A 22002-nucleotide genomic window follows, 5' to 3' on the forward strand; every position below is an offset into this window, starting at 1 on the left:
CGAGCAGCGGGGTCAGTGCCCGGACGTGGCCTTCAGCCCCACCACCGCGACCAGCAGCAGGCAGATGAAGAAGATCCGGGCGGCGGTGACGGGCTCCCCCAGCACCGCCATCCCGAGCACGGCCGCCCCGGCGGCGCCGATGCCCACCCAGACGCCGTACGCCGTACCGATGGGCAGCGACTTGGCCGCGTACGACAGCAGCACCATGCTGGCGACGATTCCGGCGCCGGTGAACAGGGACGGCCACAGCCGGGTGAAGCCTTCGGTGAACTTCATGCCGACGGACCAGCCGACCTCCAGCAGACCGGCGAAGACGAGCAGAACCCAGGCCATGACGGCACCTCCGGAACGAGAGCGGAACGGGGTGCGTCGTCTTTGCGTCCTGCTACCCGGTACGGCGCGTCTCGTCGGGGGTTCTCCTCCACCGTAGCAAGGGGCATGCAAAAGGGCCGGTGACCCCGGTCACCGGCCCGTCTCCGCAGGACGTCTCAGAGGTACAGCCCGGTGGAGTCCTTCGACCCCTCCAGCCGCTCCGCGGCCACGGCGTGCAGGTCCCGCTCGCGCATCAGCACGTACATCGCCCCGCCCACCTCGACCTCCGCACGGTCCTCGGGGTCGTACAGCACGCGGTCGCCCGGCTCCACGCTCCGTACGTTCTGCCCGACCGCGACGACCTCGGCCCAGGCGAGCCGCTTGCCCACCGCGGCCGTCGCCGGGATCAGGATGCCGCCGCCCGAGCGCCGCTCGCCCTCGGGCGTGTCGGACTTCACGAGCACGCGGTCGTGGAGCATGCGGATGGGCAGCTTGTCGTGGGTGGTGTTCTCGCTCACGCCCCGAACCTACCTGCCCCGGCCCGCCCCGTGAGCCGGAGGGTGCTCACCGCTTGCGGCGGGCGGAGACCACGAGCAGCCCGACCAGCCCGGCCGCGAGCAGCGCGACCGGCACGATCCGCTCGAAGCGCGGCGCCCCGTCCTCGTGGCGCAGGCCGTCCTTCACGTCGGTGACGAGCCGGTTCACCGCGACGACGGCCCGTCCGGCCGTGTGGTCCACCGTCGAGGCGACCTTGGCCTTCGCGTCCCCGACGATCGTCTTGGGGTGCATGCGCACGCCGATCTCGTCGAGCGTCTCGGCGAGCTGCTCACGGCGGCGGACGATGTCCGCCTCGATCTGTGCGGGGGTCCTGGCTTCCGGCACCGCGCTGCCTCCGTCGTCGTGTGTGGGCTTGATCCGTCATGGACAGTCTGTCAGCTCAGTCAGCTTAGGCTCATGCCGTACGGATCCCCTCCCGAGGAGAGCACTGACATGAGCGAGCGACTCCAGCCGGGCGACATCGCCCCCGCCTTCACCCTGCCCGACGCGGACGGCAACGAGGTCTCGCTGGCCGACCACAAGGGGCGCAAGGTGATCGTGTACTTCTACCCGGCGGCCCTGACGCCGGGCTGCACCAAGCAGGCCTGCGACTTCACGGACAACCTGGACGCGCTGGCCACGGCCGGCTACGACGTCATCGGCGTGTCCCCGGACAAGCCGGAGAAGCTCGCGAAGTTCCGCGAGCAGGAGCACCTGAAGGTCACCCTGGTCGGGGACCCGGAGAAGGAGACCCTGACGGCGTACGGCGCGTTCGGCGAGAAGAAGCTGTACGGCAAGACGGTCACCGGGGTCATCCGCTCCACGGTGGTCGTGGACGAGGAGGGCAAGGTCGAACACGCCTTCTACAACGTCAAGGCCACCGGCCACGTCGCCAAGATCATCAAGGACCTGGGCATCTGACCCGGCCCGAGGTCAACCGTCGCCGGGTGAACGCTGACTGACTCGACAACCTCCGTTACCCGTGCCCCACTTGCCATGCCCTCACCGACACCTGGTGCGGCAGGCGGCGACACGGCCTCGTGGCCCTCGGGGCCTCCCCGGTCGTAGACTGAGCGAGGCCACCAGGACCCAATGTCCGAATTGGCCGAACTGTCGCGGTTGTGGTGGAATTGGCAGTCACGCTGGGTTTAGGTCCCAGTGGGGTAAAACCCGTGGGGGTTCGAGTCCCCCCAACCGCACTGGTACGAAGGCCCCGTACGCGCACCGCGTACGGGGCCTTCGGCGTATCCGGGTCTCAGCCCAGGAGCTCGCGGATGACCGGGACCAGGGCGCGGAAGGCCTGGCCGCGGTGGGAGATCGCGTTCTTCTCGTCCGCCGTCAGTTCCGCGCAGGTGCGGGTTTCGCCGAGGGGCTGGAGGATCGGGTCGTAGCCGAAGCCGCCGCCGCCCGCCGGGGCGTGGCGCAGGCTGCCGGGGAGGCGGCCCTCGACGACGCGTTCGGTGCCGTCCGGCAGGGCCAGGGCGGCCGCGCAGAAGAAGTGGGCGCCGCGGTGTTCGGAGGGGATGTCGCCCAGCTGGGCCAGCAGGAGGTCGAGGTTGGCCTTGTCGTCGCCGTGGGCGCCGGCCCAGCGGGCGGAGAAGATGCCGGGGGCGCCGTTCAGGACGTCGACGCAGAGGCCCGAGTCGTCCGCGACGGCCGGCAGGCCGGTGGCCCGGGCCAGGGCGTGGGCCTTGAGGAGGGCGTTCTCGGCGAAGGTGACGCCGGTTTCCCGGACGTCGGGGATCTCGGGGTACGCGTCCGCGCCGACCAGCTCGTGGGGCAGGCCGGCGTCGGACAGGATGGCGCGGAGCTCGGTGACTTTGCCCGCGTTGCGGGTCGCGAGGATCAGGCGGGTCATGCGTCCATTATCCCGGGGTGCAGACCTTGGAGATCTCGGCGGCGGCGTCCGCGACGGGCTTGACGTCGGGGGTGGCGTCGCCGTTGTCGACGGCGGTGCGGACGTTCTTGACCGCCGTGCTCAGGGAGTCGACGGCCTTGCCGAGGTCGGCGTTGCCCGTCGTGTCCTTGATCTTCTGCATGTTGGCGTCGATCTGGTCGAGCGCGTTCTGGGTGTCCTGGATGCTGTTGCCGGCGTTGGAGACGGCCTGCTGGAGGTCGCCCACGCTGTCCGCTATCGCGACGGCCGTGTTGGCGCAGTCCATGGCGGTGGCGATCGTGTCGCAGGAGGTGAGGGCCGGGACGGCGAGGGCTGCGGCCAGGGCGACGGCGGCGATGCGCAGTTTCGGCTTCCGCGGCGTGTTCGGCGTGTTCGGCTTCATGGGTCCCCCCGAGGGCTCGGATGCGTGGACGGGCGCGCGGTGGTGACACCGTGCGCCCGTACCTGGTGGGACGCGGGCCCGCGTCCTGCGGTTGCCGCGGCTACGGCACGACCTACGGGACCTGGAGGTCCAGGGCGCCGAGCTGGAGGGCTTCCAGGTCGGCGCAGCCGCCGGCCGCGAGGTCGAGGAGGGCGTTGAGTTCCTTGCGGTCGAAGGGTTCGCCCTCGGCGGTGCCCTGGACTTCGACGAAGCGGCCGTCGCCGGTGCAGACGACGTTCATGTCGGTCTCGGCGCGCACGTCCTCCTCGTAGCAGAGGTCGAGGAGCGGGACGCCGTCGACGATGCCGACGCTGACGGCGGCGACGGTGCCGGTGAGCGGCTTGCGGCCGGCCTTGATGAGCTTCTTCTTCTGGCCCCAGGCGACGGCGTCGGCGAGGGCGACGTAGGCGCCGGTGATGGCGGCGGTGCGGGTGCCTCCGTCGGCCTGGAGGACGTCGCAGTCCAGGACGATGGTGTTCTCGCCGAGGGCCTTGTAGTCGATGACGGCGCGCAGGGAGCGGCCGATGAGGCGGGAGATCTCGTGGGTGCGGCCGCCGATCTTGCCGCGGACGGATTCGCGGTCGCCGCGGGTGTTGGTGGAGCGGGGCAGCATCGAGTATTCGGAGGTGACCCAGCCTTCGCCGCTGCCCTTGCGCCAGCGCGGGACGCCTTCGGTGAAGGAGGCGGTGCAGAAGACCTTGGTGTCTCCGAAGGAGATGAGGACGGAGCCCTCGGCGTGCTTGCTCCATCCGCGTTCGATGGTGACCGGGCGGAGCTGTTCGGGCGTGCGGCCGTCGATGCGAGACATGGCTGTGAGCCTAGTCGGTGTGCGGGTACGCGTGGGCCCCGTCCGGTGTGCCCGGGACGGGGCCGCGTACTGCCCCGGCGGGGGGCGTGGTGGGGGAGCCGGTGGGCTCAGCTCACATCATGTCTTCGATCTCGCCGGCGATGGGGTCGGCGTCGGTGCCGATGACGACCTGGATGGCGGTGCCCATCTTGACGACGCCGTGGGCACCGGCGGCCTTGAGGGCGGCTTCGTCGACGAGCTTGGGGTCGGCGACCTCGGTGCGCAGGCGGGTGATGCAGCCTTCGACCTCTTCGATGTTGTCGATGCCGCCGAGCCCGGCGACGATCTTCTCAGCCTTGGTGGCCATGTGTTTCTCCCTGAGTGTTTCGAAGAAGGGGTCTCGGCGGCCGTGCGTGGCCGGCTGCGGACTGCGTCCGCTTTGTCACGGTAGCTCACGGAGCTTGGCGTAGCGCACGGTTGGCCTATCTGTGCGAGCGCACGCCGGGCTCCTGCCGAAGGATGACGATCAGCAGCACCCTGCCCACGACTGGTCTACACCAGTGTGCCGCACGTACTGCGACTGCCAAAAACGGGCCGGCCGAGGGAGGACGCGCATGAGCGCGAGCAGTGCTGCGGCAGCACCGCGCAAGCAGGGGTGGAACGGCCTGTTCCAGGCGCTGCAGAAGATGGGGCGCAGCCTCCAGCTCCCGATCGCCGTACTGCCGGCCGCGGGGATCCTGAACCGGCTCGGGCAGCCGGACGTGTTCGGCAAGGACGGCCTGGACTGGACGGTGGTCGCCCGGGTGATGGACGGCGCGGGCAGGGCCCTGCTGGACCCCGACCTCGGTCTGCCGCTCCTCTTCTGCGTGGGCGTCGCGATCGGCATGGCGAAGAAGGCGGACGGTTCGACCGCGCTGGCGGCGGTGGCGGGGTTCCTCGTCTACCGGGGGGTGATGCACGCCTTCCCGAAGGCCTGTCCGCCGGGGACGAAGGACGTCGGGGGCGGCTGCCTGACCCCGGCGGACACCTTCGCGGGGTACACGTACCAGAACCCGGGGGTCTTCGGCGGGATCGTCATGGGGCTGCTCACGGCCTGGTTCTGGCAGCGCTACCACCGGGTGAGGCTGGTGGACTGGCTCGGCTTCTTCAACGGCCGGCGGCTGGTCCCGATCATCATGTCGTTCGTGGCGATCGCCTTCGCCGCGCTGTGCCTGTGGGTGTGGCCGCCGGTCGGTGACGCGCTGGAGAGCTTCTCCGACTGGCTGAAGGGGCTGGGCGCGTGGGGTGCGGGTGTGTTCGGCGTGGCGAACCGCGCGCTGCTGGTGATCGGCCTGCACCAGTTCCTGAACGTGCCGCTGTGGTTCCAGTTCGGTACGTTCACCACGCCCGCGGGGGAGGTCAAGCACGGTGACATCAACATGTTCCTGGCGGGTGACCCGGAGGCGGGGCTGTTCCTGAGCGGGTTCTTCCCGATCATGATGTTCGCCCTGCCGGCGGCGGCGCTGGCGATCACGCACTGCGCGAAGCCGCTGCGGCGCAAGGAGGTCGGCGGGCTGATGCTGTCGGTGGGCCTGACGTCCTTCGTCACGGGGATCACCGAGCCGTTGGAGTACTCCTTCCTGTTCGTGGCGCCGGCGCTGTACGCGGTCCACGCCGTGCTGACGGGGGTGTCGATGGCGGTGACCTGGGGGCTGGGGGTCCACGACGGGTTCAGTTTCTCCGCGGGCCTGATCGACTACGTCATCAACTGGGGCCTGGCGACCAAGCCGTGGCTGATCATCCCGATCGGGCTGTGTTTCGCCGTCGTCTACTACGCGGTCTTCCGGTTCGCGATCACGGCGTTCGACATCCCGACGCCCGGGCGGGAATCGGACGAGGAGATCGCTGCGATGCAGGCGGAGAACACCAAGGCGTAGGGGGCCCGGGGCCTTGCGCCCCGGGGTCGGCGGGCCTTCGGATCCTTCGATCCGGGGGCCCGTCGTCATGTGGTCCAGGCCACAGGAAAACGAAGGTTCCTTATCTAACCCCGACCGTGCTACAACTGGTCTACACCACCGAATGGTGTAGACCATGCGCCTGCCGAGCAGCTCGTGGTCCCCCTTTTCCGAGACGCCGCCACCCCCATTTTTCCATGTCCCCAGGCAGCGCCTTGTCCTCTGGAGGAACCCATGTCCACAGCGACCGCTGCGGAGAAGAAGAAGGGCGCTGGCGTGATGGCCGTCATGCAGCGCATCGGCCGGAGCCTGATGCTCCCGGTCGCCGTGCTGCCGGCCGCCGCACTGCTGGTCCGTCTCGGCGACAAGGACATGCTGGGCTCCGCCTCGCTGCCGGAGTTCATCAACAAGATCGCCGGTTACATGGCCGCGGGCGGCGGCGCGATCCTGGACAACATGGCGCTGCTGTTCGCCGTGGGCATCGCGATCGGCTACGCGAAGAAGTCGGACGGCTCCACGGCCCTGGCCGCGGTCACCGGCTACCTGGTCTTCAAGAACGTGCTCGCCACGTTCACCGACCCGAACCTGCCGAAGGTCGCCAAGGTGGTCGACGGCAAGGTCGCCATGCTCGAGGCGCCCGTGGACGCCAAGGTGCTCGGCGGTGTCGTGATGGGCCTCGTGGTCGCCCTGATCTACCAGAAGTTCTTCCGCACCAAGCTGCCCGAGTGGGCGGGCTTCTTCGGCGGCCGCCGCCTGGTCCCGATCCTCTCGGCCTTCGCCGGCCTGCTGATCGGCATCGTCTTCGGTCTGATCTGGCCGGTCCTCGGCACCGGTCTGCACAACCTCGGTGAGTGGCTGGTCGGCTCCGGCGCCGTCGGCGCGGGCATCTTCGGCGTCGCCAACCGCGGTCTGATCGCGGTCGGCATGCACCACCTGCTGAACTCCTTCCCCTGGTTCCAGGCGGGCGAGTACGACGGCAAGAGCGGCGACATCGCCCGCTTCCTCGCCGGCGACCCGAGCGCCGGCCAGTTCATGACCGGCTTCTTCCCGATCATGATGTTCGCCCTGCCGGCCGCTTGCCTCGCGATCGTCCACTGCGCCCGCCCCGAGCGCCGCAAGGTCGTCGGCGGCATGATGCTGTCCCTCGCGCTCACCTCGTTCGTCACCGGTGTGACCGAGCCGATCGAGTTCACCTTCATGTTCATCGCGCCGGTGCTCTACGCCGTCCACGCGGTCCTGACCGGTGTCTCGATGGCCCTGACGTGGGCGCTCGGCATGAAGGACGGCTTCGGCTTCTCCGCCGGCGCCATCGACTACCTGCTGAACCTCGGCAAGGCCACCAACCCGGCCGGCCTGGCGCTGGTCGGCCTCTGCTTCGCGGTGCTCTACTACGTGATCTTCCGCTTCGCGATCACCAAGTGGAACCTCCCGACGCCGGGCCGCGAGTCCGACGAGGAGCTCGCCGAGCTGGCGAAGGCCGAGGCCAAGTAGCCCCGGCCGACCGGGCCTCCCGGGCCCGCTGCGGTACGAAAGCCCCCGCCCTCCCGGCGCGTTCCGGGAGGGCGGGGGCTTCTGCGTGGCCGCGCCGCGTCAGACCTCGTACACCGCGCCCGCGTACGCGAGGTCGACCCGCCCGTCGAACACCGCGCGGGCGTCCGCCAGGTTCTGCGCGGCGTCCGTCCACGGCGGGACGTGCGTCAGCACGAGCCGCCCGACCCGGCCGCCGCGCGCGTACTCGCCGGCCTCGCGGCCGTTGAGGTGCAGGCCCGGGATGTCCTCCTTGCCGTGCGTGAAGGAGGCCTCGCACAGGAACAGGTCGGCGTCCTCCGCCAGGAGGCCCAGCTCGGGGCAGACCCCGGTGTCCCCGGAGTACGCCAGCACCCGCCCGCCGTGCTCGACGCGGATGCCGTACGACTCGACGGGGTGGCAGACCTTCTCCGTGCGGACGGTGAACGGGCCGATCTCGAAGCTGCCCGACTTCAGGGTGCGGAAGTCGAAGACCTCGCTCATCGAGCGCTCGTCGGGGACGTCCTCGTACGCCGTCGTCAGACGCTGCTCGGTGCCCTCGGGGCCGTAGACGGGGATGGTCCCGCAGCGGCCGCCCTCGTGGCGGTAGTAGCGGGCCACGAAGTAGGCGCACATGTCGATGCAGTGGTCGGCGTGCAGATGGCTCAGGAAGATCGCGTCGAGGTCGTAGAGACCGCAGTGCCGCTGGAGCGCGCCGAGGGAGCCGTTGCCCATGTCGAGGAGCAGCCGGAAGCCGTCGGCCTCGACGAGATAGCTCGAACATGCCGAATCCGCGGCCGGGAAGGACCCCGAACAGCCGACGACGGTGAGCTTCATGGGGCGTGAACCTCCGGGGACGGTCCGTGGACGGAATGCGGGCCGTGCGTGGGTCGAGCGTAAGGCGCGAAACCTCCGGTCGCTCCTCCGCGGCAGGCCGTTGTGGGGGGAATCACCTGTGGTGTCACCCAGGGGAGCGACGAGGGGCACAGGCGTTGCCGCCGCCGTGGCCGCGCCGCTGCCGCGCCGGGGGGCCCGGCCGCCGCTACGGTCGGATACATGGACACGTCGTGGTGGCCCGCCGTGCTGGCGGCGGTCGCCGTGGCGGTGGTGGTGCTGCTCCCCCGGCGGGGCACGGCGGTGGCCGCGGCGCCCCCGCCGCACGGGCTGGGGCCGCCCCCGCGGGTGCGGCCCGGCGAGCTGTGGTGCCTGGCGGACGGCCGGACCTGCCTGGTGCTGGCGGTACGGGCGCACCGGGAGCGGGTGCGGGTCGCGTGGATCACCGGGAAGTACGACGACCGGCGGGCGGGGGTGATCCCGCTGCCGCCGGGGGTGGTCGCCGCGCACGGACGGGGCGCCTTCCTGGAGGCGGACCGGCCGGAGGAGGTGTCGCTGTGGGAGTTCCGCACGCTGCTGGGGACACTGGACCCGGTGTGGTGGGACGAGGCCAAGGGGTTGGGAGGCGGTGCGCGGTGATCAGGCTGCGGCGGGTCTACGATCCCCCCGAGCCGGGGGCGGACGGCGTGCGGGTCCTCGTGGACCGGCTGTGGCCGCGGGGGCTGTCGAAGGAGGCGGCGCGCGTGGACGAGTGGCCGAAGGCGGTGACCCCGTCCGGGGAGCTGCGCTCGTGGTACCACTCCGGGGCCGGGTCGTGGGAGGAGTTCCGGGAGCGGTACGAGGCGGAGCTGGGGGCCGGCGGGGAGCAGGCGGAGGCGGAGCTGGAGCGGCTGCGGGGCCTCGCGGCCCAGGGGCCGCTGACGCTGCTGACGGCGGTGAAGGACCCGGAGCGCAGCCACGCCTCGGTGCTGGCCGGGCTGCTGGCCGGTGACGGGCCGTGAGCGGGCGGCGCCGCCCCGGCCGCGGGGTGCGGCGGGGGCGGCGGGGAGCCGGGGACCGGCTCGGTGCGGCTCAGGTGGTGTGGTCGAGGGGCCTTTCGGTGCACAGCGCCCAGATGACGAACACCCCGATGGCGATCGCGATGAGCGCCCACAGGGGTTGGTAGGGCAGCCACAGGAAGTGGAAGAGCACCGACAGGGCGGCCAGGGCGATGCCGGCGACGCGGCCCCACTGGGCGCCCTTGAGGATCCCGACGCCGACGACGAAGACGATGACGCCGAGGATCAGGTGGATCCAGCCCCATGCCGTGAGGTCGAACCTGAAGGTGTAGTCGCCGACGGGCAGGTAGACGTCGTCCTTGGCGAGGGCGGCGATGCCCTCGAAGACGCTGAAGACGCCGTTGACGGCCATCAGCACGCCGGCGAAGGTCGCACCTCCGGTGGCCCATGCGCTGGAGTGGCCAGGCCCGTGGGCGGGCGGCCTGGGGGAGGTACTGCCCGGGGTGGTGGTCATGTCGCCACCTTCCTGCTGCGGGGAACCGGTCGGTTCCGAGCCTGCGCGCGCAGGGCGGGGCGGGCGACCCCGAAGGGCCGAACGGGTGACCCCGGGGCGTTGAGCGGCCGGTACGGCGGACGCCGCCGGCCCCGCGTGGCCGCGGGTGCCGGCGGCGTCCGGGGAGCCGTTCCGGGTGGGCGTTCGAGGGCTAGGCCCAGAGCTGGCCCTGGAGGACCTCGATGGCCTCTTCCGTCGTCGCGGCCGTGTAGACGCCGGTCGACAGGTACTTCCAGCCGCCGTCGGCGACGACGAAGACGATGTCGGCGCTCTCGCCCGCGGCGGCCGCCTTGCGGCCCACGCCGATCGCCGCGTGCAGGGCGGCTCCGGTGGAGACGCCCGCGAAGATGCCCTCTTGCTGGAGGAGTTCGCGGGTGCGGGTGACCGCGTCGGCGGAGCCCACCGAGAAGCGGGTGGTGAGCACGGAGGCGTCGTACAGCTCGGGGACGAAGCCCTCGTCGAGGTTGCGCAGACCGTAGACGAGGTCGTCGTACCGGGGCTCCGCGGCCACGATCTTCACGCCGGGCACGTGCTCGCGCAGGTAGCGGCCGACGCCCATCAGGGTGCCGGTCGTGCCCAGGCCCGCCACGAAGTGGGTGATCGAGGGGAGGTCGGCCAGGATCTCGGGGCCCGTGGTGGCGTAGTGGGCGCCCGCGTTGTCCGGGTTGCCGTACTGGTAGAGCATCACCCAGGAGGGGTTCTGCTCCGCCAGCTCCTTCGCCACCCGCACCGCGGTGTTCGAACCGCCCGCGGCCGGCGACGAGATGATCTCGGCTCCCCACATCGCGAGAAGGTCGCGGCGCTCCTGCGAGGTGTTCTCCGGCATCACGCACACGATCCGGTAGCCCTTGAGCTTCGCGGCCATGGCGAGCGAGATGCCCGTGTTGCCGGAAGTCGGTTCCAGGATGGTGCAGCCGGGGTACAGGCGGCCGTCCTTCTCCGCCTGCTCGACCATGTGGAGCGCGGGGCGGTCCTTGATCGAGCCGGTCGGGTTGCGGTCCTCCAGCTTGGCCCAGATCCGGACGTCCGCCGAGGGGGACAGCCGCGGCAGGCGCACCAGCGGGGTGTTGCCGACCGCCGCGAGGGGGGAGTCGTAGCGCATTACTTCGAGCCGCCGGCCACGGCCGGGAGGATGGTGACGCTGTCGCCGTCCTTGAGGGCGGTGGAGATGCCGTCGAGGAAGCGGACGTCCTCGTCGTTGAGGTAGACGTTCACGAAGCGGCGCAGCTGGCCGCCGTCGACGATGCGCTCCTCGATGCCCTTGTGGCGGGTCTCCAGGTCCGCGAACAGCTCGGAGAGGGTCGCGCCCTCGCCGTTCACGGCCTTCTCGCCGTCGGTGTAGGTGCGGAGGATGGTCGGGATGCGGACCTCGATGGCCATGGCAGCAGGCTCCAGTGTCGTGAAGGGGTGAAGAGGAGGGAGGGCGCGCGGTCGGGCGCCCCCGCGCCGGGGGGTCTGTGGTGCTCAGGCGGCAGGACAGATGGCGCTGGCGAGGCGGCACAGGTCGACGTGCAGCCGCGCCACGAGCAGCAGCCTGCCGGGCGTCTCGATGCTCACGTCGTGGGAAACCATGCGGTCATGTTAACGATTCCCGGTCCCCCGTTTGGAGTGTGATCCCGCATTGTGGACGCCGTCGGCTCACATGGTGGTCAGTAGGCTGCCACGACCTGCACTTCTTCCTCCGTGATCACACCGTCGACGATCCGGTACGAGCGGAACTGGAACTCGCCCAGTCCGTCCTCGTCGGCCGTGGAGACCAGCACGTAGTGCGCGCCGGGCTCGTTCGCGTACGTGACGTCCGTGCGCGAGGGGTAGGCCTCGGTGGCGGTGTGCGAGTGGTAGACGATCACGGGCTCCTCGTCCCGGTCGTCGAGCTCGCGGTAGAGCTTGAGCAGATCCTTCGAGTCGAACTCGTAGAACGTGGGCGAGCGGGCCGCGTTGAGCATCGGGATGAACCGCTCGGGGCGGCCGGTGCCCGCCGGGCCGGCCACGACGCCGCACGCCTCGTCCGGGTGGTCCTTGCGGGCGTGCTCGACGATCTGGTCGTACAGGGCCTGGGTGAGGGTCAGCATGAGCGACAGGATAAGCAGACGGGCCCTCCCGTACCGAGGAGTGGTACGGGAGGGCCCGAATGGTGGACACGGCCCAGGGTGTCAGCCGCTGGTGGACTTGTTGAAGGCGGCGCCGCTCGGGTTGCGGGCCTTGAGGACCAGGTAGGACACGCCGAGGATCAGACCCCACAGCGGGGCGCAGTACAGCGAGACGCGGGAGTCCTTGTCGACGCCCATCATCACGATGACCATGCCGATGAACAGCAGGGCGAACCAGCTGCTCCAGGGGGCGCCGGGGGCGCGGAAGGAGGACTGGGGCAGCTCGCCGCGGTCGGCCTTGGCGCGGTAGCGGATCTGGCAGACCAGGATCATGACCCAGGCCCACATGCCGGAGATGGTGGCGAAGGAGACGACGTAGTCGAAGGCCTTGCCCGGGGCGACGTAGTTGATCCAGACGCCCACCAGCATCAGCGCGGCGGAGAACGTGGTGCCGACCAGCGGGGTGCCGTTCTTCGTCAGCTTGGTGAAGAACCTGGGGCCCTGGCCGTTGAGCGCGAGGTCGCGCAGCATGCGGCCGGTGGAGTACATGCCCGAGTTGCAGGAGGACAGGGCCGCGGTCAGGACGACGAAGTTGACGATCGCGGCGCCGATGCCGAGGCCCATCTTCTCGAAGGCGAGCACGAAGGGGCTCTCGCCGGCCTTGAAGTTCGACCACGGGATGACCGACATGATCATGATGAGCGCGCCGACGTAGAAGACGGCGATGCGCCACGGCACGGTGTTGATGGCCTTGGGCAGGGTCTTCGCGGGGTCCTTGGACTCGCCGGCGGTGACGCCGACCAGCTCGACCGCGAGGAAGGCGAACATCACGATCTGCAGGGTCATCAGCGTCTCGCCGATGCCGTTGGGGAAGAAGCCGCGGTCGCTCCACAGGTTGGAGACGGAGGCGGTGGCGGCGGCGTCGGAGAAGCCGATGGTGAGGATGCCGGCGCAGATCAGGATCATGCCGACGATGGCGGTGACCTTGACCATGGAGAACCAGAACTCCAGCTCGCCGAAGAGCTTCACGGAGATCAGGTTGGCGGCGTAGAGGATCACGGTGAAGATCAGCGCGTAGGCCCACTGCGGGAAGCTGTCGTTCGTCCAGTACGACATGTACTTCGCGGCGGCGGTGACCTCGGTGATGCCGGTGACCACCCAGAACAGCCAGTACGTCCAGCCGGTCGCGTACCCCCAGAACGGGCCCAGGAACTCGCGGGCGTAGTCCGAGAAGGAACCGGAGACGGGGCGGTACATGAGCAGCTCGCCCAGGGCCCGCATGATGAAGAAGATGACCAGTCCGGCGATGGCGTAGGCCAGGATGAGACTCGGTCCGGCCTTCGAGATGGCCTTGCCCGCGCCCAGGAACAGGCCGGTGCCGATGGCCCCGCCGATGGCGATCATCTGGATCTGGCGGGCGCCGAGCGCCCGGTGGTAGCCCTCCCCGTCGCCCTCGCCCTGGGTGCCCTCGCCGGGCGTCCTGCCGTGCTGATCGACCTGCACAGAGGTCATGTCTTGGTGCGCCTTTCTCCACGCCGACCCGCGCCTGGAACGGCTGCGGATCGGGTCCTCGATCCCCCCGGATACGGATGGAGTTGCACGCCGGCGGTCAGCCGGTTCAAGCAGGCCGGGGGACATGGGTGGCGTCCCGTCGGCGGTCGTGAAGATTTATCACGTGCTTACGGGTGGGAGAAGAGCGCACATGTGGCGCACCGCGCGCCAATATCAGGACATAGGTGAGAGAAATGGATCAGATCACCGCATGGCGGTGATCTGATCGTTATCCGGATTTGAGCGTCCGCTGAGCGAACAACACCTTTGCTTGACGTTCGCCACCGGCGGCCGGCGGCCGTTCAGAGGGTCTCGATGAGCGTCTCCTGGAGACCGCCCAGCCACAGGTACGCCATCACCATCGGCTTGCGCGGGTCGTCGTCCGGAAGCCGGAAGAGCACGGCGCTCTCGTCGTCCTCGGTGATGTCGAGCCGGGCTGCGATCGTCAGCCGCAGGTCGTTGAGCGCGCCGAGCCAGCGCAGCGGCAGCTCCCCGGTCAGCTCCAGCACCGCCGCCCCGTCCCCGGCCGGGGTGAGGGAGTCCAGGCTGCGCACGACGGCCAGCGCGTCCTCCCGCTTGCGGGTGCGCAGGTCGTTCTCAGTGAAGCGGCGGAACTCCGCCGAGCGCGCCCGCAGCTCCTCGGCGTCCTTGCCCGAGCCCTGGGCGGGGTCCGCGCCGGGGTCGCCGTAGGCGTCGGGGAAGAGCCGGGCCAGCGCCGGGTCGGACGGCGGCTCGGTGGGACCGTCGGAGGCGAAGAGCACGGCCAGCGGGTCGGCGTCCGCGGCGGGTTCCGGCTCGCCCGGGCCGATCAGCTCCAGCAGCTGCACGGCCAGCGAGCGCAGGATCGAGATCTCGATCTCGTCCAGGGACACGGCGGCCCCGCCGCCCTTCACGGGCTCGAACACGCCGCCCATCAGCCGCGGTCCTGGGAGAGGGTCGCCCACAGCCCGTAGCCGTGCATCGCCTGCACGTCGCGCTCCATCTCCTCGCGGGTGCCGCTGGAGACGACCGCCCTGCCCTTGTGGTGGACGTCGAGCATCAGCCTGGTCGCCTTGTCCTTGGGGTAGCCGAAGTACGCCTGGAACACGTACGTCACGTAGCTCATGAGGTTGACCGGGTCGTTGTGCACCAGGGTCACCCACGGGACGTCGGGTTCGGGGACCGCGTAGGTCTCCTCGGCGGATTCGGTGCGTTCGATCTCAATGGGAGCAACACTCACTTGTCCCATGCTGCCACTGTGACGGGCCGGTCGCACAAACGGGCCCCTACATCTCGTCACTTTGACGAAATGTGCGCTAGCATCCGTGTCATGAACCCTGCGGACCTGGGCCTGCCGGTGGACGTGCCGTCGACAGCGCTCTTCACGGATCACTACGAGCTCACGATGCTGCAGGCCGCCCTGGCGAACGGCACCGCCGACCGCCGCTCGGTCTTCGAGGTCTTCACCCGGCGGCTGCCCGAAGGACGGCGCTACGGCGTGGTCGCCGGCACCGGCCGCGTCCTGGACGCCGTGGAGAACTTCCGGTTCGACGGCGCCGTCCTGGAGTTCCTGCGGGAGCGGGCCGTCATCGACATGCGGACGCTGGACTGGCTGGCGTCGTACCGCTTCTCGGGTGACATCTGGGGATACCCGGAGGGGGAGGTCTACTTCCCCGGCTCGCCGATCCTGCGGGTCGAGGGCAGTTTCGCCGAGTGCGTGCTGCTGGAGACGGTGATCCTGTCGATCCTCAACCACGACTCCGCCATCGCCGCGGCCGCCTCCCGCATGGCCTCGGCCGCGGGCGACCGGCCGCTGATCGAGATGGGGGCGCGCCGCACGCACGAGCTGGCGGCGGTCGCGGCCGCGCGGGCCGCGTACGTGGGCGGCTTCACCTCCACCTCGGACCTCGCGGCCGGCTTCCGGTACGGGATCCCCACCGTCGGCACCAGCGCCCACGCCTTCACCCTCGTCCACGACAGCGAACGGGACGCCTTCACCGCGCAGGTGGCCTCGCTGGGCAGCGGGACCACCCTGCTGGTGGACACGTACGACGTCGCGGAGGCGGTGCGCACGGCGGTGGAGGTCGCCGGGACCGGGCTGGGCGCGGTGCGCATCGACTCCGGTGACCTGCTGCTGGTGGCGCACCGGGTGCGGCAGCAGCTGGACGAGCTGGGCGCGACGGGCACGCGGATCGTGGTCACCTCCGACCTGGACGAGTACGCCATCGCCTCGCTGGCGGCGGCGCCGGTGGACGCGTACGGGGTGGGCACCCAGCTGGTGACCGGCAGCGGGCACCCGACGTGCTCGATGGTCTACAAGCTGGTCGCGCGGGCGGCTTCGGACGACCCGAAGGCTCCCCTGGTGCCGGTGGCGAAGAAGTCCTCGGGCGGCAAGACGTCCGTCGGCGGGCGCAAGTGGGCGGCGCGGCGGGTGGACGCCGAGGGCGTCGCGGAGGCGGAGGTCGTCGGGACCGGGCCGGTGCCGGCGGCGCTGGCGGACGCGCAGCTGCTGGTGCAGCTGGTGAAGGCGGGCGAGGTGGTGGCCCGTGAGCCGCTGGAGGCGGCCCGCGACCGCCACCGCTCGGCGCGCGCCGGGCTCCCCCTGTCGGCGACGCAGCTGTCGCGGGGCGAGGCCGTGATCCCGACGGAGACCCCTTCCTGACGCGCGGCCGCCTTCCCGGCGCGCCGGAGCCTTCCTGACGCGCGGCCGCCTTCCCGACGCGGACTCCGTCCGCCGGGCCGGGGCCTGGGCCGGTCGTCGTCCGGGGGTGGGGTGCCGTTGCGCGGCTGTCCCCTCCCCGCCCTTCCACCGTTCCCCGGGCTCCGCCCGGACCCGCGCCCCACACGCCGGCGAGGCCGGAGGACCCCGGCGCCCGCGCCGGCCGCTTGCGGGGCGGTGGGCGGGTGGGGGTGCGGGGAGCCGTTTCGGGAAGGGGCGGGGTGGGGGAAGAGCCCCCGCAGGGCCCGCCGAAGCGCACGACCATCCACACCAAGCCGAAGGACACGCGACATGCACCGCGCACTGATCGTCGTCGACGTACAGAACGACTTCTGCGAAGGCGGCAGCCTCGCGGTCGCCGGCGGGGCCGACGTCGCCGCCGCGATCACCGAGCTGATCGGGCAGACCACGGCCGGCTACCGGCACGTCGTGGCGACCCGCGACCACCACGTCGACCCCGGGCCCCACTTCGCGCGGCCCCCGGCCGAGCCGGACTACGAGACGTCCTGGCCCGTGCACTGCGTCGCCGGGACCGAGGGCGTCGGGTTCCACCCGAACTTCGCCCCCGCCGTCGCCTCCGGGGCCGTCGCCGCCGTCTTCGACAAGGGCGCCTACGAGGCCGCGTACAGCGGCTTCGAGGGCGCCGACGAGAACGGCCGCGGCCTGGCCGAGTGGCTGCGCGAGCGGCACGTGAGCGAGGTGGACGTGGTCGGCATCGCCACCGACCACTGCGTGCGGGCCACCGCCCTCGACGCCGCCCGCGCCGGCTTCACCACCCGCGTCCTGCTCGACCTGACGGCCGCCGTGGCCCCCCACACCACCGAGAAGGCGCTGGAGGAGCTCCGGACGGCCGGCGTCACCCTCGTCGGCGGTTAGGTCTTCAGCGCCCCAGGAGGGCGCGGATCGGGTGCCAGAGTTCCTCCGCGCGGTCCGGGGCGCAGCGCCACAGCAGGCCGTCCGGGTGGTGGAGGACAGCGGTGACCTCGTCCGGGGTGGGGGGCTGCGCGTTGCCGCGCAGGTACACGGCCCGCATGCCGAGGTTCCGCAGCCTGGTCAGGGCGCGGGCCCGGTTCGCGGCGTGTACCAGCACGCGGACGTTTCCGTCGGTGCCGCCCTCGCCGGACGGCGGCCGCGGCAGCGTCAGCGCGACCACCACGCTGCCGCCCGGCAGTCTGACGAAACCTCCACCTGGCATGATCTTCAGCTCCCCCGTCAATAAGAACAGTCGCCCGTGCATCTAAACGCGATCGGCCGCCGCCCGCTAGAGGGCGACGGCCGATCATGCTTTGACCTGCGGTTTTACCGGACTACTTGGCGGCGGGGCCGACCTCGATCGTCATCTGGAGGCCGTCGTAGGTCTCCTTCGCGATCTTGATCTTGGTGTTGGTGTCAGCGACCTTCACCGAACCGGTCGGGTTCTCGTCGTAGTAGTACTTGCCCTTGTGGTCGTCGAAGACCAGGTTCGCGGGCTTCGGCTTGACGAAGAGCGACTCGCCCTTGTTGTGCAGGGTGAACGCGTCCGTCGAGTACGCGCTGAAGGTGGCGTCGTACGGCTGGATCTTGTTCCGCAGCAGGCTGCCGTCCGACCACTTCATCGGCTTGGCGTTGGCGTCGATCGGCAGGATCAGGCCCTGGCCGGGGTGCTGGCTGGTGTTGTTGTCCTTCTGGGACTTGTCCCACAGCCAGATCAGCAGGCCGTCCTGGTACGGGTAGTGCTCCACCCAGCCAGGCTTGGTGGTGGACCAGCCGAAGTTGTACGGGCCCACCTTGAGGGTGGAGTCGTACGAGACGTAGCGGCGGTTCTCCGCGATGTAGTACTGCGCGTACTCCTTGGTGAAGCCCGCGCCGATCCGCTCGAAGCCCTTGCCGGTCCAGCCGTTGTCGCCGTTCTCGGCGCCGTCGGTGAACAGCGCGGTGCCGTCCGCGGTGAGGGTGACGGCGTCGGCCGTGAAGCCCTTGCCGCCCGCGCCGCCGTCCGTCTGGTAGCGGAAGCGGAGGTCGACCTTCTTGCCCGCGTAGGCGTCCAGCGGGAAGTTCAGGGACTTCCAGGCGCCGGAGGTACCGGTCAGCGACGGGCTGCCGGAGGCGTCGGCGGGGATCGCCGCACCGTCGGCGGTGCCGGCCAGGGCGGTCCAGGTGGCGCCGCCGTCCGTGGACACCTCGGTGTAGAGGAAGTCGTAGTCGGCCTCGATGTCCCACCAGCCCTTGAGCGAGAGGGCGGCGGACTTCTTGCCCGTCAGGTCGACGGAGCGGGTCAGGGTGTTCTTGAGGTCGTCACCCATCTGGCTCCACCACTGCGAGGAACCCTCGGCGGGAGCGACGATGTCGGTCTTGACCTGCTTCTTCGGCAGCTCGACGACCAGCGCCTGCTTGTCCTTGGTGTTGTACTCCGACACGCCCAGCTTGTGGGTGGACTTCGTCGCGGCCTTGGCCTGGTCGTAGTTCAGCCAGCCCAGCTGGAGCTTGTCCCAGGCGGTCATGTCGCCCGGCATGTCGCCTATGGAGTCCTTGCCCTGGCCGAGCCAGGAACCCGCCGACATCAGGGACCAGAAGCCGACCGAGTTCTCGCCGCCACCGGAGGTGTCGTAGAGGTCCGGCAGGCCGAGGTCGTGGCCGTACTCGTGCGCGAAGACGCCGAGGCCGCCGTTCTCCGGCTGCATGGTGTAGTCGCCGACCCAGATGCCCGTGTCGCCGATCTGGGTGCCGCCGGCCTTGTTGTTCGCCGGGCCGGTCTTGCCGACGTCGGTGCCGTAGGCGTACCAACGGTGCGCCCACAGGGCGGTCTTGCCCTGCACGCCGCCGCCGGCCGACTCGTCCTCGCCCGCGTGGACGATCTGGAAGTGGTCGATGTAACCGTCGGGCTCGTTGAAGTTGCCGTCGCCGTCGAAGTCGTTGCGGTCCCACTGGTCGTACTGCGCCAGCTGGGCCTTGATCTGGGCGTCGGTCTTGCCGGCCTTCTTCTGGGCCTCCGTCCACGCGGTGACGCCGTCGCGGACGGTGTCCCACACGTTGGAGCAGTTGGTCTGGCCGCAGTAGTTCGAGCCGTAACGGGCCTCGTTGTACGGGACCTTGACCCAGTCGGCGACCTCGCCTTCGACCGAGTAGCGACCCGAGGAGGTCTTCTCGTAGTAGGTCTTCAGCGAGTCCTTGCCCTGGCCCGTACCGAAGTACAGGTCCTGGAAGTAGTCGCGGCTGAAGTCCTTGCGCCAGGCGGTGCTGTTGTTCACCGCACGGTCGGGCTGCTCGATCGTGTTGTGCAGCGGACCGGGGGTGCCGCCGTACTTCGGCTCGGCGGGCTTCGGGCCGTCGGGGCCGTCCGGATCGAACATGGTCGAGCTGTCGACCTGGTCGCCGAACTCGACGAGGATCGTGAAGATCTTGTCGGTCTTCTCGCGGCCCAGCTCGACGTACTTCTTGTCGTCGAGCTTGACGACCTTCGAGGCGCCGCGCTGCTCGACGTTCTTCTTGCCCGCCAGCACCTGGTCGAGGGCCGCCTCGCGGGCCTGCGCCTGCTGCTTGCTGAACGGCGTCTCGAGGTTGTGCTGGACCTGCTCCTTCGCGGGGGAGCTCGGGTCCTGCTTGTCCGCGGCCGGAGCGTTGCCCCAGGCGGTGGTGGCCTGGGCCGTGGTGAAGAAGGCGCCCGAGGCCGCGGTAGCGGCCATGGTCACGCCGACGGCGGCGGCGCGCAGCGCGCGACGCCTGGTGGAGTGTGCGGTCACTTGATGTCGTTCCCCTCCCGCGGCCGCAACGTAGGTCGGAACGTCTCCATAGGAGCGGGGGGTTCCGCGCGGCGCGCGTCTCAAGTGACGACATTTGACCGGAGAGTCTAAAGAAAAGACAGACCTTGACTTCTTCCTTACAACTGCACTATGCGGTCAGCGAGTTCCGCTATTCGGACGTTCCCTCGCCATACGGGCTCATCCGGGGCGAAGCCCTCCGGCGGCGCCCCGATTTCGGGGTCTTCGTCGGCCCGTCCCCCAGCCGTTGCGACCGGCCGTGCGACGCCGTGCGCCCCTCCGTGCACCGGCACCGTGGGTAAGGTCACGCTTACCTGTCGCTCCGTCCGGGCAAGCCCTACGGGAGTCACTTGACGCGCGCGATGGGTTGAGGCGACTCCCCCCTCCACGCCTCGAGGACGGAAACCGCCATGCCGCGTCCGACTGCCGCACAGCTCGCCTACGGTTCCGCCACCGTCGTCGTGTCGACGATAGCCATGCTGCTGCTCTCGCAGACGAGCACGGGCATCGGGGTCGCGGTCATCGCCGCCGCCGCGCTCGCCCTCGGGCTGCTGGTCGCCCTCACCGTGCCGATCCCGCGCCGCCGCGGGCGCCACGCGGCGGCGCGCGGGGCGGGGCGGGGCGCGGTGCGAGGCGCCGCGCAGGGCGAGCCGGCGGCAGGTGGGGACGCCTCCCGCGTACCGGGGCACCGCACGGCCTCCGCGGACCACCCCGTCCACCACTGACCGGACACGGGCGCGGGCGGCCGCCCCTGGCCGGGGCGGCCGCCCGTGCGGGTCCTCGTACGGGCGTCAGGCGGAGCTGACCACCACCGTCTTGGCGGCCTTGTCGTGGAGCGCCTGGCGGTACGGCTTGTCGACGAGCATCGACACGATCAGCGCGAGCGGCCACAGGCAGAAGCAGCACACCAGCGTGGGCAGCCAGAGCACGACGGCACGGCCGAGGGCCGCGCCGGAGGGGGGCACGCTGCCGTCGTTGAGCATCGCCACGCGCAGGCCCATGGCCTTCTTGCCCGGCGTCCGGCCGCTCTTGTGCGTGAACCACCAGTCGTAGCCGATGTACGCGACGATCGTGACCAGCGTCCACAGCAGGCCCGTACCGCCGTACGACTTCGTGATGACCTCGGTGACGTCCTCCCCCTTGCTCGTGTCCACCACGTACCGCTTGGTGCCGAACGGCAGTTGGATGAGGAACAGCGGGATGCCGACGATCAGCACGTCGATGACGCGGGCGGCGAGCCGCTTGCCGAAGTCCGCGAGCGGGGGCATCCCGGCGAGCGGGTCGGGCATGCCGTAGCCGCCGCCTCCGCCGCCGTACGGGTCCCCCGGGCCGCCACCACCGTACGGAGGCGGGGGCGGCGGGGGCTGGCCCCCGGCGCCGCCGCCCGGGGGCGGGGGGTAGCCGCCGCCCCCGGGCGGCGGTGAGCCGTACGGCGAACCGCCCGACGGAGGCGTCGGTTCCTGGGGCTTCTTGAGGAACGGGTCGTCCTCGGGCGGCGGGTCCGGCGGCGGCTGATCGGTACTCATGGCCCGAGTCGAACCCGGGTCCGCCCGCCCCGCAACGCGGCCGCGTCCGTCCGGGGCACGGGCCCCCGGGCCGCCGCCCGGCGCCGCTCAGCGCGCCACGTACGTCCCGGCCGCCCGGTCGTGCCAGGCCCGCCGGCGCGGGCGGTCCACCAGGCACCCGAGGCCGCCCGGCAGCCCGAGGAAGGCGTACACCAGCCAGCGGCGCAGGGCCGCGCCGAAGGAGGGCGGGCGGAGCGTGGTGGCAGCCAGGACGCGGACGCCCAGCAGCTTCTTGCCCGGGGTGCGGCCCCAGCGGACGGTGGGCAGCACCTCGTAGAACACCCCGAAGAGCAGGACGGCACCGAGGACGAGGCCCAGGTGGCCGGCGGTGGTGGCGTCGAGCAGCCACACGGTGGTGGTGCGCCCGCTCGCCCGGGCCGCGTCCACCTTCGCCTCCAGATGGGCCGTCATGCGCGGGAGGAGGGGCCGCGCGACGGCGGCGGCGACCGCGGCGTAGGCGACGGAGTCCAGCACCCGGGCCAGCCACCGCCGCACCAGCCCGGCGGGCCGCACGGCCCGCTCCGCCATCCGCAGGGCGGGCACCGCGCTGCGCCGTCCCCGCGATCTTGCATTCCGCTATCC

Annotated in this window: 27 protein-coding genes, 1 tRNA gene, 1 pseudogene and 1 riboswitch; of the genes and pseudogenes, 9 read left to right on the plus strand and 20 right to left on the minus strand. The window is 70.8% G+C overall.

The annotated features are described in order from the left end of the window. Window positions 1-12: 12 nt before the first annotated feature. The 3 genes from AB0D45_RS23220 to AB0D45_RS23230 all read right to left on the minus strand — a co-directional run bounded on the left by AB0D45_RS23220 (window position 13) and on the right by AB0D45_RS23230 (window position 1194). Window positions 13-333: a multidrug efflux SMR transporter gene (locus AB0D45_RS23220; RefSeq protein WP_361597606.1), complete on the minus strand. Its 321-nt coding sequence runs from the start codon at window positions 331-333 to the stop codon at window positions 13-15. A 30-nt stretch (window positions 334-363) separates the two neighbouring features. After that, window positions 364-442, minus strand: a riboswitch (guanidine-III (ykkC-III) riboswitch). Between the two features lie 46 nt (window positions 443-488). Further along, window positions 489-830 carry a co-chaperone GroES gene (locus tag AB0D45_RS23225; protein WP_361597609.1) on the minus strand — a complete coding sequence of 114 codons (342 nt, stop codon included), beginning with the start codon at window positions 828-830 and terminating at the stop codon, window positions 489-491. A 46-nt stretch (window positions 831-876) separates the two neighbouring features. Next, window positions 877-1194 (minus strand): DUF3618 domain-containing protein, encoded by a 318-nt coding sequence (locus AB0D45_RS23230; protein WP_361597612.1) that lies wholly within the window; start codon window positions 1192-1194, stop codon window positions 877-879. Between the two features lie 108 nt (window positions 1195-1302). Here AB0D45_RS23230 and bcp point away from each other — a divergent pair, with 108 nt between their 5' ends. Both bcp and AB0D45_RS23240 read left to right on the plus strand, forming a co-directional pair. Beyond that, entirely contained in the window at window positions 1303-1770 is a 468-nt protein-coding gene (bcp, locus tag AB0D45_RS23235) for a thioredoxin-dependent thiol peroxidase (protein ID WP_361597615.1), read from the plus strand. 194 nt (window positions 1771-1964) lie between these two features. Further along, window positions 1965-2048 (plus strand) — tRNA-Leu (locus AB0D45_RS23240). A gap of 56 nt (window positions 2049-2104) precedes the next feature. On the opposite strand, the gene rdgB is transcribed toward AB0D45_RS23240, so the two are convergent. The 4 genes and pseudogenes from rdgB to AB0D45_RS23260 all read right to left on the minus strand — a co-directional run. Next, window positions 2105-2707 carry an RdgB/HAM1 family non-canonical purine NTP pyrophosphatase gene (gene rdgB, locus AB0D45_RS23245; protein ID WP_361597618.1) on the minus strand — a complete coding sequence of 201 codons (603 nt, stop codon included), beginning with the start codon at window positions 2705-2707 and terminating at the stop codon, window positions 2105-2107. Window positions 2708-2714: 7 nt separating this feature from the next. After that, on the minus strand, window positions 2715-3128 hold the full coding sequence (locus AB0D45_RS23250) for a hypothetical protein (RefSeq protein WP_362462086.1): 414 nt from the start codon (window positions 3126-3128) through the stop codon (window positions 2715-2717). 112 nt (window positions 3129-3240) lie between these two features. Continuing rightward, window positions 3241-3975, minus strand: coding sequence for a ribonuclease PH (gene rph, locus AB0D45_RS23255; protein WP_361597624.1), 735 nt, complete (start codon window positions 3973-3975; stop codon window positions 3241-3243). A gap of 112 nt (window positions 3976-4087) precedes the next feature. Beyond that, window positions 4088-4330 (minus strand): annotated as a pseudogene (locus AB0D45_RS23260) (PTS glucose/sucrose transporter subunit IIB); the annotation flags it as partial. A gap of 238 nt (window positions 4331-4568) precedes the next feature. Between AB0D45_RS23260 and AB0D45_RS23265 the strand changes: the two are divergent. Then, the gene (locus tag AB0D45_RS23265; RefSeq protein WP_362462089.1) at window positions 4569-5870 is read left to right on the plus strand and encodes a PTS transporter subunit EIIC; all 1302 of its coding nucleotides are present in this window, start codon (window positions 4569-4571) and stop codon (window positions 5868-5870) included. 252 nt (window positions 5871-6122) lie between these two features. Next, complete coding sequence (locus AB0D45_RS23270; protein WP_361597630.1) at window positions 6123-7379, plus strand: PTS transporter subunit EIIC; 1257 nt, start codon at window positions 6123-6125, stop codon at window positions 7377-7379. 99 nt (window positions 7380-7478) lie between these two features. On the opposite strand, the gene AB0D45_RS23275 is transcribed toward AB0D45_RS23270, so the two are convergent. Then, window positions 7479-8231: an MBL fold metallo-hydrolase gene (locus AB0D45_RS23275; RefSeq protein ID WP_361597633.1), complete on the minus strand. Its 753-nt coding sequence runs from the start codon at window positions 8229-8231 to the stop codon at window positions 7479-7481. 219 nt (window positions 8232-8450) lie between these two features. Between AB0D45_RS23275 and AB0D45_RS23280 the strand changes: the two genes are divergently transcribed. Together AB0D45_RS23280 and AB0D45_RS23285 are read left to right on the plus strand one after the other, a co-directional pair. Beyond that, window positions 8451-8867, plus strand: a complete 417-nt coding sequence (locus AB0D45_RS23280; protein ID WP_362462092.1) for a hypothetical protein — start codon at window positions 8451-8453, stop codon at window positions 8865-8867. Next, on the plus strand, window positions 8864-9229 hold the full coding sequence (locus AB0D45_RS23285; protein WP_362462095.1) for a DUF488 family protein: 366 nt from the start codon (window positions 8864-8866) through the stop codon (window positions 9227-9229). The genes AB0D45_RS23280 and AB0D45_RS23285 overlap by 4 nt, the downstream gene beginning before the upstream one ends. A 70-nt stretch (window positions 9230-9299) precedes the next feature. On the opposite strand, the gene AB0D45_RS23290 is transcribed toward AB0D45_RS23285, so the two are convergent. From AB0D45_RS23290 to clpS, 8 genes are all read right to left on the minus strand, one after another. Further along, the gene (locus AB0D45_RS23290; protein ID WP_361597642.1) at window positions 9300-9740 is read right to left on the minus strand and encodes a hypothetical protein; all 441 of its coding nucleotides are present in this window, start codon (window positions 9738-9740) and stop codon (window positions 9300-9302) included. 190 nt (window positions 9741-9930) lie between these two features. Further along, window positions 9931-10881, minus strand: coding sequence for a cysteine synthase (locus AB0D45_RS23295; RefSeq protein ID WP_361597645.1), 951 nt, complete (start codon window positions 10879-10881; stop codon window positions 9931-9933). After that, window positions 10881-11159 carry a MoaD/ThiS family protein gene (locus tag AB0D45_RS23300; protein ID WP_361597648.1) on the minus strand — a complete coding sequence of 93 codons (279 nt, stop codon included), beginning with the start codon at window positions 11157-11159 and terminating at the stop codon, window positions 10881-10883. The genes AB0D45_RS23295 and AB0D45_RS23300 overlap by 1 nt, the downstream gene beginning before the upstream one ends. Before the next feature lie 84 nt (window positions 11160-11243). Then, window positions 11244-11351: a putative leader peptide gene (locus AB0D45_RS23305; protein WP_311736929.1), complete on the minus strand. Its 108-nt coding sequence runs from the start codon at window positions 11349-11351 to the stop codon at window positions 11244-11246. Window positions 11352-11428: 77 nt separating this feature from the next. Continuing rightward, window positions 11429-11851 (minus strand): M67 family metallopeptidase, encoded by a 423-nt coding sequence (locus AB0D45_RS23310; RefSeq protein WP_361597651.1) that lies wholly within the window; start codon window positions 11849-11851, stop codon window positions 11429-11431. Window positions 11852-11932: 81 nt separating this feature from the next. Continuing rightward, window positions 11933-13381: an amino acid permease gene (locus AB0D45_RS23315; RefSeq protein WP_362462098.1), complete on the minus strand. Its 1449-nt coding sequence runs from the start codon at window positions 13379-13381 to the stop codon at window positions 11933-11935. A 341-nt stretch (window positions 13382-13722) separates the two neighbouring features. Beyond that, window positions 13723-14334, minus strand: coding sequence for a DUF2017 domain-containing protein (locus AB0D45_RS23320; RefSeq protein ID WP_362462101.1), 612 nt, complete (start codon window positions 14332-14334; stop codon window positions 13723-13725). Continuing rightward, complete coding sequence (gene clpS / locus AB0D45_RS23325; RefSeq protein WP_361597660.1) at window positions 14334-14648, minus strand: ATP-dependent Clp protease adapter ClpS; 315 nt, start codon at window positions 14646-14648, stop codon at window positions 14334-14336. The genes AB0D45_RS23320 and clpS overlap by 1 nt, the downstream gene beginning before the upstream one ends. An 81-nt stretch (window positions 14649-14729) precedes the next feature. Here clpS and AB0D45_RS23330 point away from each other — a divergent pair, with 81 nt between their 5' ends. Together AB0D45_RS23330 and AB0D45_RS23335 are read left to right on the plus strand one after the other, a co-directional pair. Continuing rightward, on the plus strand, window positions 14730-16061 hold the full coding sequence (locus AB0D45_RS23330; RefSeq protein ID WP_361597663.1) for a nicotinate phosphoribosyltransferase: 1332 nt from the start codon (window positions 14730-14732) through the stop codon (window positions 16059-16061). A gap of 348 nt (window positions 16062-16409) precedes the next feature. Then, window positions 16410-16994 carry an isochorismatase family protein gene (locus AB0D45_RS23335; protein WP_362462105.1) on the plus strand — a complete coding sequence of 195 codons (585 nt, stop codon included), beginning with the start codon at window positions 16410-16412 and terminating at the stop codon, window positions 16992-16994. 4 nt (window positions 16995-16998) lie between these two features. Here AB0D45_RS23335 and AB0D45_RS23340 read toward each other — a convergent pair whose 3' ends face one another. Together AB0D45_RS23340 and AB0D45_RS23345 are read right to left on the minus strand one after the other, a co-directional pair. Continuing rightward, complete coding sequence (locus AB0D45_RS23340; protein ID WP_361597687.1) at window positions 16999-17313, minus strand: hypothetical protein; 315 nt, start codon at window positions 17311-17313, stop codon at window positions 16999-17001. A gap of 112 nt (window positions 17314-17425) precedes the next feature. Then, window positions 17426-19780, minus strand: coding sequence for an immune inhibitor A domain-containing protein (locus AB0D45_RS23345; RefSeq protein WP_362462122.1), 2355 nt, complete (start codon window positions 19778-19780; stop codon window positions 17426-17428). A 485-nt stretch (window positions 19781-20265) separates the two neighbouring features. Here AB0D45_RS23345 and AB0D45_RS23350 point away from each other — a divergent pair, with 485 nt between their 5' ends. Then, on the plus strand, window positions 20266-20580 hold the full coding sequence (locus AB0D45_RS23350; protein WP_362462108.1) for a hypothetical protein: 315 nt from the start codon (window positions 20266-20268) through the stop codon (window positions 20578-20580). Between the two features lie 66 nt (window positions 20581-20646). Here AB0D45_RS23350 and AB0D45_RS23355 read toward each other — a convergent pair whose 3' ends face one another. Further along, window positions 20647-21381 (minus strand): RDD family protein, encoded by a 735-nt coding sequence (locus AB0D45_RS23355; protein WP_362462111.1) that lies wholly within the window; start codon window positions 21379-21381, stop codon window positions 20647-20649. A gap of 87 nt (window positions 21382-21468) precedes the next feature. Continuing rightward, a complete protein-coding gene (locus tag AB0D45_RS23360) occupies window positions 21469-21963 on the minus strand; it encodes an RDD family protein (protein WP_362462114.1) in 495 nt (164 codons plus the stop codon). Between the last annotated feature and the right edge of the window lie 39 nt (window positions 21964-22002).

It is taken from the genome of Streptomyces sp. NPDC048352 (assembly GCF_040651895.1).
In the GTDB taxonomy this organism is placed as follows: Bacteria; Actinomycetota; Actinomycetes; order Streptomycetales; family Streptomycetaceae; genus Streptomyces.

Coding starts and splice junctions, on each gene's coding strand:
- AB0D45_RS23250 (WP_362462086.1), bottom strand. CDS start 3,128: ATGAAGCCGAACACGCCGAACACGCCGCGGAAGCCGAAACTGCGCATC.
- AB0D45_RS23310 (WP_361597651.1), bottom strand. CDS start 11,851: ATGCTGACCCTCACCCAGGCCCTGTACGACCAGATCGTCGAGCACGCC.
- AB0D45_RS23220 (WP_361597606.1), bottom strand. CDS start 333: ATGGCCTGGGTTCTGCTCGTCTTCGCCGGTCTGCTGGAGGTCGGCTGG.
- AB0D45_RS23330 (WP_361597663.1), top strand. CDS start 14,730: ATGAACCCTGCGGACCTGGGCCTGCCGGTGGACGTGCCGTCGACAGCG.
- AB0D45_RS23320 (WP_362462101.1), bottom strand. CDS start 14,334: ATGGGCGGCGTGTTCGAGCCCGTGAAGGGCGGCGGGGCCGCCGTGTCC.
- clpS (WP_361597660.1), bottom strand. CDS start 14,648: ATGGGACAAGTGAGTGTTGCTCCCATTGAGATCGAACGCACCGAATCC.
- AB0D45_RS23295 (WP_361597645.1), bottom strand. CDS start 10,881: ATGCGCTACGACTCCCCCCTCGCGGCGGTCGGCAACACCCCGCTGGTG.
- AB0D45_RS23290 (WP_361597642.1), bottom strand. CDS start 9,740: ATGACCACCACCCCGGGCAGTACCTCCCCCAGGCCGCCCGCCCACGGG.
- AB0D45_RS23280 (WP_362462092.1), top strand. CDS start 8,451: ATGGACACGTCGTGGTGGCCCGCCGTGCTGGCGGCGGTCGCCGTGGCG.
- rph (WP_361597624.1), bottom strand. CDS start 3,975: ATGTCTCGCATCGACGGCCGCACGCCCGAACAGCTCCGCCCGGTCACC.
- AB0D45_RS23345 (WP_362462122.1), bottom strand. CDS start 19,780: ATGGCCGCTACCGCGGCCTCGGGCGCCTTCTTCACCACGGCCCAGGCC.
- AB0D45_RS23305 (WP_311736929.1), bottom strand. CDS start 11,351: ATGGTTTCCCACGACGTGAGCATCGAGACGCCCGGCAGGCTGCTGCTC.
- AB0D45_RS23270 (WP_361597630.1), top strand. CDS start 6,123: ATGTCCACAGCGACCGCTGCGGAGAAGAAGAAGGGCGCTGGCGTGATG.
- bcp (WP_361597615.1), top strand. CDS start 1,303: ATGAGCGAGCGACTCCAGCCGGGCGACATCGCCCCCGCCTTCACCCTG.
- AB0D45_RS23355 (WP_362462111.1), bottom strand. CDS start 21,381: ATGAGTACCGATCAGCCGCCGCCGGACCCGCCGCCCGAGGACGACCCG.
- AB0D45_RS23300 (WP_361597648.1), bottom strand. CDS start 11,159: ATGGCCATCGAGGTCCGCATCCCGACCATCCTCCGCACCTACACCGAC.
- AB0D45_RS23340 (WP_361597687.1), bottom strand. CDS start 17,313: ATGCCAGGTGGAGGTTTCGTCAGACTGCCGGGCGGCAGCGTGGTGGTC.
- AB0D45_RS23335 (WP_362462105.1), top strand. CDS start 16,410: ATGCACCGCGCACTGATCGTCGTCGACGTACAGAACGACTTCTGCGAA.
- AB0D45_RS23275 (WP_361597633.1), bottom strand. CDS start 8,231: ATGAAGCTCACCGTCGTCGGCTGTTCGGGGTCCTTCCCGGCCGCGGAT.
- AB0D45_RS23315 (WP_362462098.1), bottom strand. CDS start 13,381: ATGACCTCTGTGCAGGTCGATCAGCACGGCAGGACGCCCGGCGAGGGC.
- AB0D45_RS23350 (WP_362462108.1), top strand. CDS start 20,266: ATGCCGCGTCCGACTGCCGCACAGCTCGCCTACGGTTCCGCCACCGTC.
- AB0D45_RS23265 (WP_362462089.1), top strand. CDS start 4,569: ATGAGCGCGAGCAGTGCTGCGGCAGCACCGCGCAAGCAGGGGTGGAAC.
- rdgB (WP_361597618.1), bottom strand. CDS start 2,707: ATGACCCGCCTGATCCTCGCGACCCGCAACGCGGGCAAAGTCACCGAG.